The organism is Thermosynechococcus sp. JY1331 (assembly GCF_031583475.1).
Taxonomy (GTDB): Bacteria; Cyanobacteriota; Cyanobacteriia; order Thermosynechococcales; family Thermosynechococcaceae; genus Thermosynechococcus.
Genome location: NZ_CP134180.1, coordinates 1,210,554 through 1,223,700 on the forward strand (window position 1 = coordinate 1,210,554; position 13,147 = coordinate 1,223,700).

At 53.6% G+C, this 13,147-nt stretch carries 15 protein-coding genes; 13 read left to right on the forward strand and 2 right to left on the reverse strand.

Annotated elements, in window-relative coordinates; all coding sequences use genetic code 11:
* Nucleotides 1-23 precede the first annotated feature (23 nt).
* The 6 genes from acpP to RHJ31_RS05770 all read left to right on the forward strand — a co-directional run bounded on the left by acpP (nucleotide 24) and on the right by RHJ31_RS05770 (nucleotide 5,238).
* The gene (gene acpP / locus RHJ31_RS05745; RefSeq protein WP_149819108.1) at nucleotides 24-269 is read left to right on the forward strand and encodes an acyl carrier protein; all 246 of its coding nucleotides are present in this window, start codon (nucleotides 24-26) and stop codon (nucleotides 267-269) included.
* Between the two features lie 4 nt (nucleotides 270-273).
* Nucleotides 274-1,536, forward strand: coding sequence for a beta-ketoacyl-ACP synthase II (gene fabF / locus RHJ31_RS05750; protein WP_206200057.1), 1,263 nt, complete (start codon nucleotides 274-276; stop codon nucleotides 1,534-1,536).
* 35 nt (nucleotides 1,537-1,571) lie between these two features.
* The gene (gene tkt, locus RHJ31_RS05755) at nucleotides 1,572-3,566 is read left to right on the forward strand and encodes a transketolase (RefSeq protein WP_302677681.1); all 1,995 of its coding nucleotides are present in this window, start codon (nucleotides 1,572-1,574) and stop codon (nucleotides 3,564-3,566) included.
* Between the two features lie 107 nt (nucleotides 3,567-3,673).
* Complete coding sequence (locus RHJ31_RS05760; protein WP_302677682.1) at nucleotides 3,674-4,096, forward strand: hypothetical protein; 423 nt, start codon at nucleotides 3,674-3,676, stop codon at nucleotides 4,094-4,096.
* A 4-nt stretch (nucleotides 4,097-4,100) separates the two neighbouring features.
* Complete coding sequence (locus RHJ31_RS05765; protein WP_302677683.1) at nucleotides 4,101-4,511, forward strand: hypothetical protein; 411 nt, start codon at nucleotides 4,101-4,103, stop codon at nucleotides 4,509-4,511.
* A gap of 181 nt (nucleotides 4,512-4,692) precedes the next feature.
* Nucleotides 4,693-5,238, forward strand: a complete 546-nt coding sequence (locus tag RHJ31_RS05770) for a DUF3727 domain-containing protein (protein WP_302677684.1) — start codon at nucleotides 4,693-4,695, stop codon at nucleotides 5,236-5,238.
* Here the strand turns inward: RHJ31_RS05770 and RHJ31_RS05775 are convergent.
* Nucleotides 5,235-6,632: an aminotransferase class I/II-fold pyridoxal phosphate-dependent enzyme gene (locus RHJ31_RS05775; protein WP_302677685.1), complete on the reverse strand. Its 1,398-nt coding sequence runs from the start codon at nucleotides 6,630-6,632 to the stop codon at nucleotides 5,235-5,237. The two genes, RHJ31_RS05770 and RHJ31_RS05775, sit on opposite strands and share 4 nt — an antisense overlap.
* A 43-nt stretch (nucleotides 6,633-6,675) precedes the next feature.
* Between RHJ31_RS05775 and RHJ31_RS05780 the strand changes: the two genes are divergently transcribed.
* Genes RHJ31_RS05780 through RHJ31_RS05795 form a run of 4 tightly spaced genes read left to right on the forward strand, consistent with a single transcriptional unit; the run spans nucleotide 6,676 to nucleotide 9,489 of the window.
* Complete coding sequence (locus tag RHJ31_RS05780) at nucleotides 6,676-6,957, forward strand: helix-turn-helix transcriptional regulator (protein WP_011057702.1); 282 nt, start codon at nucleotides 6,676-6,678, stop codon at nucleotides 6,955-6,957.
* Complete coding sequence (locus tag RHJ31_RS05785) at nucleotides 6,950-7,201, forward strand: hypothetical protein (RefSeq protein ID WP_302677686.1); 252 nt, start codon at nucleotides 6,950-6,952, stop codon at nucleotides 7,199-7,201. The genes RHJ31_RS05780 and RHJ31_RS05785 overlap by 8 nt, the downstream gene beginning before the upstream one ends.
* Before the next feature lie 54 nt (nucleotides 7,202-7,255).
* The gene (locus RHJ31_RS05790) at nucleotides 7,256-8,248 is read left to right on the forward strand and encodes a pentapeptide repeat-containing protein (protein WP_302677687.1); all 993 of its coding nucleotides are present in this window, start codon (nucleotides 7,256-7,258) and stop codon (nucleotides 8,246-8,248) included.
* 44 nt (nucleotides 8,249-8,292) lie between these two features.
* Nucleotides 8,293-9,489: a GNAT family N-acetyltransferase gene (locus RHJ31_RS05795; protein WP_302677688.1), complete on the forward strand. Its 1,197-nt coding sequence runs from the start codon at nucleotides 8,293-8,295 to the stop codon at nucleotides 9,487-9,489.
* Here the strand turns inward: RHJ31_RS05795 and nrdR are convergent.
* Entirely contained in the window at nucleotides 9,486-9,974 is a 489-nt protein-coding gene (gene nrdR / locus RHJ31_RS05800) for a transcriptional regulator NrdR (protein ID WP_206200049.1), read from the reverse strand. The genes RHJ31_RS05795 and nrdR overlap by 4 nt on opposite strands.
* A 119-nt stretch (nucleotides 9,975-10,093) precedes the next feature.
* Here nrdR and RHJ31_RS05805 point away from each other — a divergent pair, with 119 nt between their 5' ends.
* The 3 genes from RHJ31_RS05805 to RHJ31_RS05815 all read left to right on the forward strand — a co-directional run bounded on the left by RHJ31_RS05805 (nucleotide 10,094) and on the right by RHJ31_RS05815 (nucleotide 13,134).
* Entirely contained in the window at nucleotides 10,094-10,225 is a 132-nt protein-coding gene (locus tag RHJ31_RS05805) for a hypothetical protein (protein WP_302677689.1), read from the forward strand.
* Between the two features lie 315 nt (nucleotides 10,226-10,540).
* Complete coding sequence (locus RHJ31_RS05810; protein WP_302677691.1) at nucleotides 10,541-10,855, forward strand: hypothetical protein; 315 nt, start codon at nucleotides 10,541-10,543, stop codon at nucleotides 10,853-10,855.
* A gap of 140 nt (nucleotides 10,856-10,995) precedes the next feature.
* Nucleotides 10,996-13,134 carry a bifunctional diguanylate cyclase/phosphodiesterase gene (locus RHJ31_RS05815; RefSeq protein ID WP_302677692.1) on the forward strand — a complete coding sequence of 713 codons (2,139 nt, stop codon included), beginning with the start codon at nucleotides 10,996-10,998 and terminating at the stop codon, nucleotides 13,132-13,134.
* Nucleotides 13,135-13,147 lie beyond the last annotated feature (13 nt).

The window sequence follows — 13,147 nt, forward strand, 5'->3', positions numbered from 1 at the left end:
TTGTCCATCCGGTTAAGGCATCTATGAATCAGTCTGAAATTCTCGAAAAAGTAAAAGCCATTGTTGCCGATCAACTCAGTGTTGATGCAGAAAAAGTTGTGCCCGAAGCAAGTTTTGCCGAGGATCTCAATGCTGACTCCCTTGACTCTGTGGAGTTGATCATGGCACTTGAGGAAGCGTTTGGTGTGGAAATTCCCGACGAAGAGGCGGAAAAACTGAAAACCGTCCAAGATGTCCTTGACTTTATCAACAATAAGGTAGCTGCATAGATCCATGGCAAAGGCGCACCAAAAACGGGTCGTTGTCACGGGGATGGGGGCAATTACCCCCCTCGGCAACACCCTTGCGGAGTATTGGGAAGGGTTAATGGCCGGTCGCAACGGCATTGATTACATCACGGCTTTTGATGCCAGTCGTCATGACTGCCGCATTGCGGGTGAGGTGCGTGGCTTTGATCCCACCCTCTACATGGATCGTAAAGATGCCAAACGCATGGATCGCTTTGCTCAATTTGCCGTGGCTGCCAGTAAGCAAGCCCTTGCAGATGCCCAATTGACGATTGACGAGGGCAATGCCACTGACATTGGCATCATTATTGGTACGGGTGTGGGCGGGCTGAAGGTGATGGAGGATCAGCAGGAGGTCTATCTCACCAAGGGGCCCGATCGCTGTAGTCCCTTTATGATCCCGATGATGATTGCCAATATGGCCGCCGGACTCACCGCCATTCACACCGGTGCCAAAGGCCCCAATTCCTGTTCCGTGACCGCCTGTGCAGCGGGTTCCAATGCCATTGGCGATGCCTTCCGCATGGTGCAGCACGGTTATGCCAAAGCGATGATCTGTGGCGGTACTGAGGCAGCGATTACTCCCCTATCGGTGGCGGGTTTTGCGGCAGCCCGTGCCCTGTCCACCCGCAATGATGACCCCCACCATGCCAGCCGTCCCTTTGACCTCAACCGCGATGGCTTTGTCCTTGGGGAAGGGGCAGGCATCTTGATCCTTGAAGAATTGGAATTTGCCCTTGCCCGGGGGGCACGCATCTATGCAGAAATGGTGGGCTATGGCTTGACCTGTGATGCCTACCACATGACTGCTCCCTCACCGGGGGGAGAAGGGGCGGCCCGTGCCATTGAAGCCTGCCTCAAGGATGGGGAGATTGCCCCAGATCAGGTGAGCTATATCAATGCCCACGGTACAAGTACCCCCGCCAACGACAGTACGGAAACTGCCGCCATTAAACGTGCCCTTGGTGAGGAAAATGCCCGTCGCGTTCCCGTGAGTTCGACAAAATCCATGACGGGGCACCTCCTAGGAGGGTCAGGGGGTATTGAGGCGATCGCAACGGTGATGGCGGTTGCCCACGATCGCATCCCCCCTACAATTAACTTGGAGCAACCGGATCCTGCCTGCGATCTGGACTATGTTCCCCATCAGAGCCGGGCTTGTCCGGTGACGGTGGCTTTGTCCAACTCCTTTGGCTTTGGTGGGCACAACGTGACGTTGGCCTTCCGCAAATTTACTCCCGATCGTTAACTGTCTGCTGCAAACCCAATTAGAGAGAGAAAGCAATGCCTGCGGTGACTCAATCCCTTGATGAACTCTGTATTAATGCGATTCGTTTCCTAGCGATCGATGCGGTGCAAAAGGCCAACTCCGGGCACCCCGGCCTACCCATGGGGGCAGCACCCATGGCCTATGTGCTGTGGAACCAGTTCATGCGGTTTAACCCCAAAAATCCGCAGTGGTTCAATCGCGATCGCTTTGTCCTTTCGGCGGGTCATGGCTGTATGTTGCAGTATGCCCTGCTCTACCTCACGGGCTACGACAGCGTCACCATCGAGGACATCAAGCAGTTTCGGCAGTGGGGTTCCCACACCCCCGGCCACCCCGAAAACTTTGAAACGCCAGGCGTGGAAGTAACCACCGGCCCCCTCGGTCAAGGCATTGCCAACGCTGTTGGTCTGGCCGTAGCGGAAGCCCATCTCGCAGCTCGCTTCAACAAGCCCGATGTCAAACTAGTGGATCACTACACCTACGTTATCCTTGGCGATGGCTGCAACATGGAGGGCATCTCCGGCGAAGCCTGCTCCCTTGCGGGTCACTGGGGCTTAGGCAAACTCATTGCCCTCTACGACGATAACCACATTTCCATTGACGGTTCCACCGACATTGCCTTTACAGAGGATGTCTGCAAGCGCTTTGAGGCCTATGGTTGGCACGTGCAGCACGTCGCCGATGGCAATACGGATCTTGCGGGCATTGCCAAAGCCATTGAAGCGGCCAAAGCCGTAACCGATAAACCTTCACTCATTAAAGTCACCACTACCATTGGCTATGGTTCCCCCAACAAAGCCAACACCGCTGGGGTGCACGGCGCTGCTCTTGGGCCTGAGGAAGTCAAGCTCACCCGCGAAAACCTTGGCTGGAACTATGAGCCTTTTGTTGTCCCCGAGGATGTCCTCAACCACTTCCGCAAAGCCGTGGAGCGCGGTGCTAGCTATGAAGCGGAGTGGAACCAAACCCTCGCCACCTATCGCCAAAAGTATCCTGAGGAGGCTGCCGAATTTGAACGGCTGCTGCGGGATGAGCTGCCCGCCAACTGGGATGCCAATCTGCCGAGCTACACTCCTGAAGATAAGGCTGTGGCCACCCGCAAGCATTCGGAAATTTGCCTGAACGCGATCGCCCCCAACCTGCCGGAACTCATTGGCGGTTCTGCCGACTTGACCCACTCCAACCTCACCGAACTCAAGTGCTCCGGTGACTTCCAAAAAGGCCAGTACCAAAATCGCAACATTCGCTTTGGCGTGCGCGAACACGGCATGGCCGCCATCTGCAACGGCATTGCTCTCCACAATTCCGGCTTGATTCCCTACTGTGCCACTTTCTTGGTCTTTGCCGATTACCTGCGGCCTGCCCTGCGCCTCTCAGCCCTCTCCCAAGCGGGGGTGATCTATGTGATGACCCACGACTCCATTGCTCTTGGTGAAGATGGCCCTACCCACCAACCCGTGGAAACCTTGGCCTCATTGCGTGCCATTCCCAACCTACTGGTGATCCGTCCTGCCGATGGCAATGAAACCTCGGGTGCCTACCAAGTGGCCGTCCAACGCCGCAAACAGCCAACCCTCTTGGCACTGACGCGGCAAAATGTCCCCAACTTGGCCGGTACCTCTGCGGCCAATGTTGCCAAAGGTGCCTATACCCTTGTGGATTGCCAAGGTACCCCCGATTTGATCCTGATTGGCACCGGTTCAGAAGTCTCCCTCTGTGTCAAGGCTGCCGAGGCTCTGAGCGCTAATGGCAAGAAGGTGCGGGTGGTGTCCATGCCCTCTTGGGAACTGTTTGAGGAGCAATCCCCTGAGTACAAAGCCAGTGTGCTGCCGGCGGGGGTAAAACGCCTTGCGGTGGAGGCGGCGTCCAGTTTTGGTTGGTGCCGCTATGCCGATGCAACGGTGTCGATCGAGCGCTTTGGTGCCTCGGCTCCCGGTAACGTCCTCATGGAGAAATTTGGCTTCACGGTGGACAATGTGGTGGCCAAGGCCAATGCCCTGCTTGGCTAAGTTGCCAGTGGTACGCCTTTAGACGGAAAATATCAATAGATGCTCAGGGTGGGGGGTATAACTCTCTGCCCTGTTTTGCTTCTTTTGAGTTTTTTTGAGAACGCCCTATGCCACGTCGTCGGAAAAAATTTCCCTGCGGCCACCAAGGCTATGGTCAGGTTTGCCACTACTGTGCTCAGTTGATCCAAGCAAAAGCTCTAGAGGTAGCAGAACGGGAACAGGCACGACTGGCACAGGAACAAGCACGCTTGGCACGGCAGGAATGGGAGGCTTCCTTTGCTAGGGATGTGGTGGATCTACAGGGATTGCCCAAGTGGATTGTCCTCAAAGCCCGCCAAGTGATTGCAGAACTCCTTGCAGGGGCCGACTATCGCCAGTTCAAGGGCAAGCGCCTGAATCACGATCGCCGAATTATTAGTATTCCCCTGAGCTATGACTATCGCCTCATCTGCTATGACACGGGCGATCGCATTGAACCCCGTAGTGTGCTCTCCCACGAAGCCTACAATGTCAAAAAACCCCTCGCTTAGTCTCATGACGGCCAACACGGATCATCCTTGGTATGCAGCGGCACAACTGATTCAACCGGCACTGATTCGCCTGCTTGATCATCTGCGGCGATCGCTAGAAACTTCCCCTTGGCAGGGCACCTATGAAACCGTTGAGATTCCCTGTGGTGAAGCCGAACCACAAATTCTCTACTGGCTGCACTTACGTCAGGGCGATCGCCAAGAGCGGGTGAACCTGTGGGAGCTGTGCTACCAAATTTGTTTTCAGCAGTACACCCCAGAACTGGACTACAGCGGCATCCATGACTTTCAGGTGGGGGAGGTGCAAGCTGACCTCAGCCTCTTTGACCCTGCTGGGGAGGTGGACTGGCACAAGCTCGATCAGAAGGCAGCACAGGTGGTTGCCGCCCTATTTGCCGGCTTAGATTCCCCCTAATTTTAATTTTTTGTAGAAAAATTAACCAAGGCTGCCACAGGGGATGCCCCACGGCGACCCGCTACATGGTATGCTCCAATGCCATAGGGAATCTTTTTACCGAAGCAGCATGGGTTCAAACTATCAAAACCAGCAAAACAGTAATGAGCAGCCCTGGGAGGAGGAAGACTTCGAGGAGGAGATGGAGCAACTCCGCCTTTACGATGATGACGGTCGCTTCCTCGACTGCTACATCGAGTTTCGTCTGAATGTGCAAGGGGAAACCTATGCGCTGCTGCGGCCAGTGGACTATCCCGTAGAAATTTTTGCGGTCGTGGCCGAAAACGACGAGGAAGAAACCTTGGTGCCCCTAGAGGAGCAGGAAATTGATGCGGTCTTTGATACAGCCCGTGCCATCCTTGAAGAACAAAACCTCACCCTCAAGCGCACTGCACTGACCCTCACCGTAGCGGGTGAACTACCGGATCTGGATGAAGATGAGATTCTCACGGTTGAGGTGGAAGCCGATGATGACATTGAGGAGTATCAACCCCTCGGCAGTAGTTTCTTTTGCGGTACGCGAGAATACAGCGTTTATACGCCCCTGAGTCCGACCCTGTACGTTGCCCGTCTTGTCCCCGGTCAAGAACCCGAACTGCTCTCTCCCCAAGATTTTCAACACCTGCAACCCCTCTTGGAACAGCATTTGGTGAGCCATCTCATTGAAGAGGAGGACTGGGAAGACTAGACCCTACAGATTCTTAGGGTTTGTAGCGTAGGATCGGCAGCCCCCACGATCTCTGCCCCCAGCTCTTGGAGGGTTTGCAAGGTTTCAATCACTGATGCAGTGATCCGTTCCCCGGCGATAACAGCGGGAATTCCCGGTGGGTAGGGGGAGAGTGTCTCGGCGCTAATCTTATTGCAGGCCGCCTTGAGAGGAACCGAGACCTGTGGGCAAAAGTAGGCGTCCCGTGGTGAGAGCGTAGGTTCTTCAAGGTTAGGGATTGGGGGGATGGCCAGTGGCGGCAGAGGCGCATTGTGAACGTATTCGGCGTAAACACTTTTCAGGCGATCGGCCAAGATTTCGAGCATTGTTTGGCTGGTACCGAGGCCAAGGCAAAAGGTGAGCGATCGCCCACTGGGCAACTCGGCCATAATTTGCGGTTGCAACAGCGCATCCAGCTCAAAGCCCGTCAGTCCAATTGGCCACGTCCCTAGGGTCAATCGCAGCGGATCCTGAGGGATACCTGTGGGCTGCCAGCACGGTAAAGGCCATTCAGAGGTCTTAACCCACTGGAGAAGTCGGGCGTAGATTTGCTCTCCCTGCTCAGCCATCTGCACCCCCGCCCGCTCAAGGGCTGCCAAAAACCAATAGCTGGGACTGGTGGTTTGCACGAGGTTCAGGGCTTGACTCAAGCGCTCAGGAGACACCCGCTCCCCCTTCAGATGCAGCACTGCCGTTTGGGTTAACGTGCCGAGGGTTTTGTGCCACGACTGCACCACCACATCTGCGCCTGCGGCCAAAGCGGCTACCGGAAAGGCGGGATGATAGGCAAAATGACTGCCGTGGGCTTCATCGACAATGAGGGGCAAACCGTGGTCATGGACGCACTGAGCAATCTCGACCAAGGGTGAGCAAAGGCCTTCATAGGTGGGACTGACAAGCACAACCGCCTTGGTATCGGGATAGGCAGCCAAGCCGGCAGCAACCACATCACGGGTAATGGGCAACGGCAGCCCCCACTGGGGATCAACCGCGACTCCCAAATAGACGGGCTTCGCCCCCGTTAACACCAGTCCCGCAATCACTGAGCGGTGGACATTGCGCCCCACAAGAACGCGATCGCCCGGCCCTACCGTGGCTAGAAGTGCGGCTAAAAGACCACTGGTGGCACCATTCACCAAAAACCAAGCGCGATCGCTCCCCGCCGTCGCCGCTACCGCCGCCTGTGCCTCTGCCAGCACTCCTGTTGGCTGCGCCAAATTATCAAGGCCGGGCAACTCACTTAAATCTTGGGCTAAGGCCGTTCCCCAAAGGGCACGCAACAGCGGCTCCATGCCTCGACCCCGTTGATGGCCGGGCGTGTGTAAGGGAATCGTGTGGTTTTGGTCTAAAAGAGCAGCAAGGAGAGAAATCGTCAACTAGAATGAGTATAAGGGTCTAAGTAATTATACGGATTTAGGGATGTCTATACCGCAAGACGATCGGTTGGAGTATTCACTGCTGTCGGAGCGTGAGCTACAGGTGTTGGAGCTTGTGGCGGCGGGGCTAACCAACCAAGACATTGCCGCCAAACTAGACATCAGCAAGCGTACGGTAGATAACCATATCAGTAATATTCTGATGAAAACAAAATCAGAAAATCGTGTGGCACTTGTGCGCTGGGCTTTAGCGTGGGGTAAAGTTTGCTTGAATGATGTCAATTGTTGTGCACTGCCCACCCCCCCTACCCAGCCCCATGAGTGAACGTGTGTACTACAATCCCCGCCTGCCACTGGCCGTCTATCGTGAGCTGGCTGCCCACTTACAGTTACTTGATGGGATTTCTGTGCGGCTGTTGCCCCAAACCTGTTCCCGCTTTGACTACGAATTGAGCCAAATTGAAGGCATTGCCGTGACTTGGCCGCCAACGCCAAACATGCAAGCACGCTGTGAGGAGATTCTCCAACACTATGGACTGCAGCATGGGGGCTGGCAGGGTTCACAATAGGCTTTCCTAAAAAATCAGACCCATTCAAACCTTGCTCTCTCCCTTAGACTGACGATGGAATCTGAAGAGTTTCTAGCTCGCTATGCCAAGGGTCAAACCAATTTTCAAACTGTGAATCTGGCTGGCCTCAATCTGGTTGGCGCCGATTTAATCGGCATTGATTTGCGGGGTGCTAGTTTACAGGGGGCACACTTGCAGTTCTGTCATTTTGGCCGCGCTGATTTTAGTTATGCTCTGTTGACGGGAGCACGCTTGGAAGGATGCAACTTTACCCAAGCAGTTTTTAACGATAGCCATTTTCGTGATGCCCAATGTCATGGTTGCGTTTTTGATCGCGCCAATTTGCAGGGGGCAGATCTCACATTGGCGGTTTTTCGCGACTGCAACTTCCTGAGTAGTGACTTGCGACAGGTGAATTTAAGCCATACGGTTTTGGCTGGCTCCTGTCTGCGCAGTGCTAACTTTCGCAAAGAGAACTATCAGGAGGGGGCAAGTCTGGTGGGTGCAGATCTGCATCAGGTAGATCTCCAAGGAACGAATTTGGCAGGGGCAGATCTATCGCGGGCTAACCTCAAGGGAGCCAATCTCAAGGAGGCCAACCTTAATGCCGCTAACCTGACCCAAGCCAATTTGGCAAATACCAATCTTCAGGGGGCGATTCTCACCCGTGCCATTCTCTATGAGGCGAATCTGGTGGGGAGCAATTTACGGCAGTCGCGGCTGGCTCAAGCAGACCTGCGGGGAGCGATTCTCACGCAAGCGGATTTAAGTCAAGCGATTCTCTCTGAGGCGCGACTCGATGATGCCCAAGCTCAAGGGGTGAACTTGCGGGAAGCGGTTTTGAATAAGGCGGATTTGCGGCGTACGGATCTCACTAGGGCGGATTTGCAAGAAGCTCGGCTCATTGATGCCTACCTAGCCCGCACGAATCTCAAGGGTGCCAATTTACGTCAAGCCAACCTAATACGTGCTGATCTCAGTAGTGCCCTGTTGCTGGAGGCTTGCTTGGAGCAGGCATTAATGCCCGATGGCAGTGTCTTTATCTAAAGCACTTGCTATAGTACAACAGAGACGCAGTTTCCCTGAGGGGTATGGCAGAGTTTGCAGCGGCACTGGCACCGGAGCTAACGATTCAGTGGGTGAATGCGATCGCCAGCGTTCCCGAGGAGCAGTGGGATGCTCTTGCGTTGCCCCTAGAAACCCCCTTCTTTGAATGGGAATGGCTGCACCAAATTGAAGCCTCTGGCAGTGCAACGCTGCAAACCGGTTGGCTCCCCCATCATCTCTTGGTTTGGCGCGATCGCCAAGGTCAGCGGGAACTGGTCGCTGCCGCTCCCCTCTATGTCAAAGGCCACAGTCAAGGGGAATTTGTCTTTGATCACCAATGGGCAGAGCTGGCGGCGCGGTTGGGCATTCGCTATTATCCGAAGCTGCTGGGGATGGCGCCCTTTACGCCGGCGGTGGGCTATCGCTTTCTCATGGCCGAGGGAGTGGATGTGGCTCTGATGACCAAGGTGATGCTCCACGAAATTGATCGCCTCTGTCAGCGTCACCGTTTTTCCAGTTGCCACTTTCTCTACGTCGATCCCCAATGGCAACCCGCTGCCGAAGCCTACGGTTATCGTGCGTGGCTCCACCACAGTTACATTTGGCAAAATCGCAACTATCAGACCTTTGACGACTATTTGGCGGACTTCAATGCCAACCAACGCCGCAACATCAAGCGGGAACGCAAGGCCGTGGCTCAAGCGGATCTCACGTTTCGAGTTCATCAGGGGGATGAGGTCAGCCGCAGCCTGTTGCGACAGATGTACGATTTCTATGCCGATACCTGCGACAAATTTGGCTGGTGGGGCAGCAAGTATCTAACACGGCAGTTTTTTGAAGCCCTGAGCGATCGCTATCGTCACCGCGTGGTGCTCTTTGCTGCCTATCCCAGCAATGGCGGTCAGCGTCCCATTGCCATGTCGTTTTGTATTACCAAGGGAGCCAATCTCTACGGTCGCTATTGGGGCAGTGTCCAGGAGATTGATTGCCTGCACTTCAATGCCTGTTACTATGAACCCATTGAATGGGCGATCGCCAACAGCATTCAGCGCTTTGATCCGGGGGCGGGCGGACGCCATAAAAAACGGCGGGGCTTCCCAGCGACGCCCAACTACAGCCTGCACCGCTTCTATGCACCGCAGTTAGCGCAAATTTTTGATCACTACATTGACCAGATCAATGACGAGGAGCAGCGGCTCATTGACACAATTAATGCCGACTTACCGATGAAGCAGCGCTAAGACTGGGAGGCCGTCACCAACTCTGGTGAAGCAGGGGTCTCTTGGAGATGGGCTAATTCGGCAACAAAATCACTAATCCCTTGGAACTGGCGATAGACCGAAGCAAAACGAACATAGGCCACTTCACTAAGATGACGCAGCCGTTGGAGTGCTGCTTCCCCCAATTCAGCGCTGGTGACTTCGCGGCGCGATCGCAACTGCAAATCCGCCTCAATATCATCTACGAGGGCTTCAATTTTTTGTTGGGGAATGTTGGTTTTGCCACAGGCGGTCATGATGCCCCGCAACAACTTTGAGCGATCAAAGGACTCGCGATCGCCATTGCGTTTAATGACCGTAATAGGAACGTACTCAATCCGCTCGTAGGTGGTGAAGCGACGGCTACATTGGAGGCACTCTCGACGCCGCCGAATACTTTGCCCCCCCTCTGCCGATCGAGACTCTAGAACCCGACTATCCGTATGGTGGCAATAGGGACACTGCATAGGGATCCCCGCTTATTTAGGCACCTGAGAGTATCATAGCCGATTCTTTCGAGCGATTAACATTTGCAAGGGCTGCGACAGCGTTTGTTAGGCTAGGGGTATCCATCGGGTATCCTGCCATGACCGATCCAAACCCCCAAAAGAAACGTAATCAACCCACGATCATTAACGTCGAGCCAGAAAATTTACTCCTCATTGCTGCCCTAAGCCTCTTTATTCCGCTGGTGATTGTGGGCTTTTTTGCGCACTAGGCTGAAAACACCAACCGCCTTGCCGTTATCGTTCTGAAAAGAGTTTCGTTGCAACGACCCCTCAATGGCCGCAAAAAAGCCTAGGAGACCCTAAGGATTGACTATAAAAAATGTTAAGAATTATAAAGATAAGAGCAAAGGACGAGTCTAATCAATAAAAAAGCAGCAAGAAATTAAAGAAAAATTTAGAACATTGCCTAAGATAGTGTAGCCTAAGCAACCCCTTTTCCCCGAGGTGCGTGGTAGGTTTTGAATGAAGCCAAAATTTTTCTAATTTTTCTATTGTTGCCTTGGCAAAGCAGGCATCAAGTAATTATGCTACACCTATCCATTTCCCAAATTTATTACCTACGGCATCTACTGCGCCAGTATGCGCCAATGCTCAAGCCTGTGATTACTGAAGGGGTGGCTACGGCAGAAGCGGATCTGGACGCTGTACTGGAGAGTCTTTATCCCGAGGCTGAGGAGTTGGCAACCGCTACCGAACAGTTGAGTCGGCTACTTCTTTTACATCAGAAAAAAGAGCTGCTGTCTGCTGAGCAATGTGAGGCAATTGTGCAGCAAATTTTCTGGATCTTGGGATTAAAATATACCTCACCAGAGGTGGGGCAACAATTAGATATTGCTTAACCAGTCAGGTTAGAAAATACAAAAATCTGCGGGGTTTGCAACGAATGATGTCGAAGGAGGCTCCAAGGGGAAGGGGTCTTTCTAGTGCCATTGGCTGGCTTCAGCTGTTATTTCCCAAACACCAAAGCTAGGATAGGATTATGGAGCACGATGCCTCGTTTTTGTTTCCTCAATTCGGTCGGCCAATCATGGGTGGGCAGGCGGGCTATGGTTTTGATTTTCCAGCAAGCGCGGATCCCTATGAGCTGCTGCGGAGTGTTTGTGCCCGTTTACCTCTGCTGATCCTGTTCTATGACAATGAAGGGCAGATTTACTCCATCAACCAAGAGGTGACGACCCAGTTGGGCTGGGATACAGCAGATTTACTGTCGCAGGACTTTTTGAGTCAATGCTTTCCCGATCCAGAGACCCAGCGGCAGATTCGCTACTGGATGATTCATCCCCCCAGCGGTTGGCAGGAGGTACCTGTCCATGGTGCAGATAGCCAAGTCCTAGAGGTGATCTGGGCTTTTGTGCGGTCTCCCAATGGCGCAGGCCTGATCTGCGGCTACAACATCACGGATATGAAGTTGACCCAAGCAGCGTTGCTGGAAACCAGCGATCGCTACGCGTTGCTCACCCGTGGCATCAATGATGGCATCTGGGACTGGAACTTGACGACCAATGAGACGTTTTATTCCTCGCGCTGGAAAAATATTCTCGGCTATCAGGATCACGAAATTGGCAACCACATTGACGATTGGCTCAAGCGGATACACCCCCAAGATGTCGAGCGGGTCAAATTGAATTTAATGCTCCATGTGCGCGGCCAAACCCCCCATTTCCACCAAGAGTTTCGCATTCAACATCGCAACGGCTCTTATCGCTGGGCGTTGGCACGGGGGTTGGTGTTGCGGGATGCCTACGGGAATGCCACGCGGGTTGCAGGTTCTCTGACCGATTTGACAGAACATCGCCTTGCCGAGGCACAGTTGCTCCATGATCCCCTCCATGACTCGCTGACGGGGCTAGCCAATCGCACGCTCCTCTTTGACCGCATTGAACAGGCGGCTCGCCATGGTCGGCGTCGTCCCGACTACAAGTTTGCCATTTTGTTCATTGACATTGATCGGTTCAAGGTCATTAACGACAGCCTCGGCCACAGTTGCGGTGACTTGATTTTGATTGAATTGGCCAATCGCCTCAGCCGCATTGTCCGCCCTGATGACACGGTTGCTCGTATTGGCGGCGATGAGTTTGTGATTTTGCTGGATGATATTCGTGACAACAACGATGCTTTGGGGGTGTGCGATCGCATTCGCTGTGAACTCGATAAACCCTTTATGGTCAAAGATCAACCAATTACGCTGCGGGTGAGTATCGGCGTAGCCACGCGATCGTCCCACATTGAAAAAGCAGAAAACTACTTGCGCAATGCCGATATTGCCATGTATCGTGCCAAGCTGGCGGGGGGCAATCGCTATCAAGTCTTTAGTGAAGAAATGCATTTGATGGCGCGCGATCGCCTCTCCCTTGAAGTCGGGTTGCGCCAAGCCATTGAGCGGGATGAATTTACCCTCTTTTATCAGCCCATCTATCGTCTTAGTGATAATCGTCTCTACGGTTTTGAAGCCCTGATTCGCTGGCAACATCCCACCCAAGGTTTATTACTGCCCGATCGCTTCATTCCCCTTGCTGAGGAAACGGGACTGATTTTGCCTATTGGCGATTGGGTGATCTGGCGGGCTTGCCGCGATCTTCAGCACTGGCACGAGCAATTTCCCCAGTGTCAGTTGTCTGTGAATGTGAATTTATCGAATCGGCAACTGATGTACCCTGCCCTTTTGGAGCAAATCTCAGCCGCCTTGGCGCAAACCCAGATTCCCCCCCATTGCCTGCACCTCGAAATGACCGAAAGTGTAGGCATTGATCAGCCCGATCAGGTGCGCGACATATTACTTAAACTCAAGGCTCAAGACATCAAGCTCAGCCTCGATGACTTTGGCACGGGTTATTCTTCGTTTTCCTACTTGACCAATCTTCCCATTGACATCCTCAAAGTGGATCGCAGCTTTGTGAAGCTGATCACCGAAACTAGCCAAAAACACCTCGTCATTGATGCCATTGTCAGCCTTGCCAAGGGATTGGAACTAGAAGTGATTGCCGAAGGGGTGGAGCATCCCTATCAAGTGACGCGACTGCGGGAACTGGGCTGTGACTATGCCCAGGGCTATTATTTCTCGCAACCCCTGAGTATTGAGCAGGTGGATGCCCTGTTGGCGCAGATTCATGCTACTTAGAAACACCATTTCT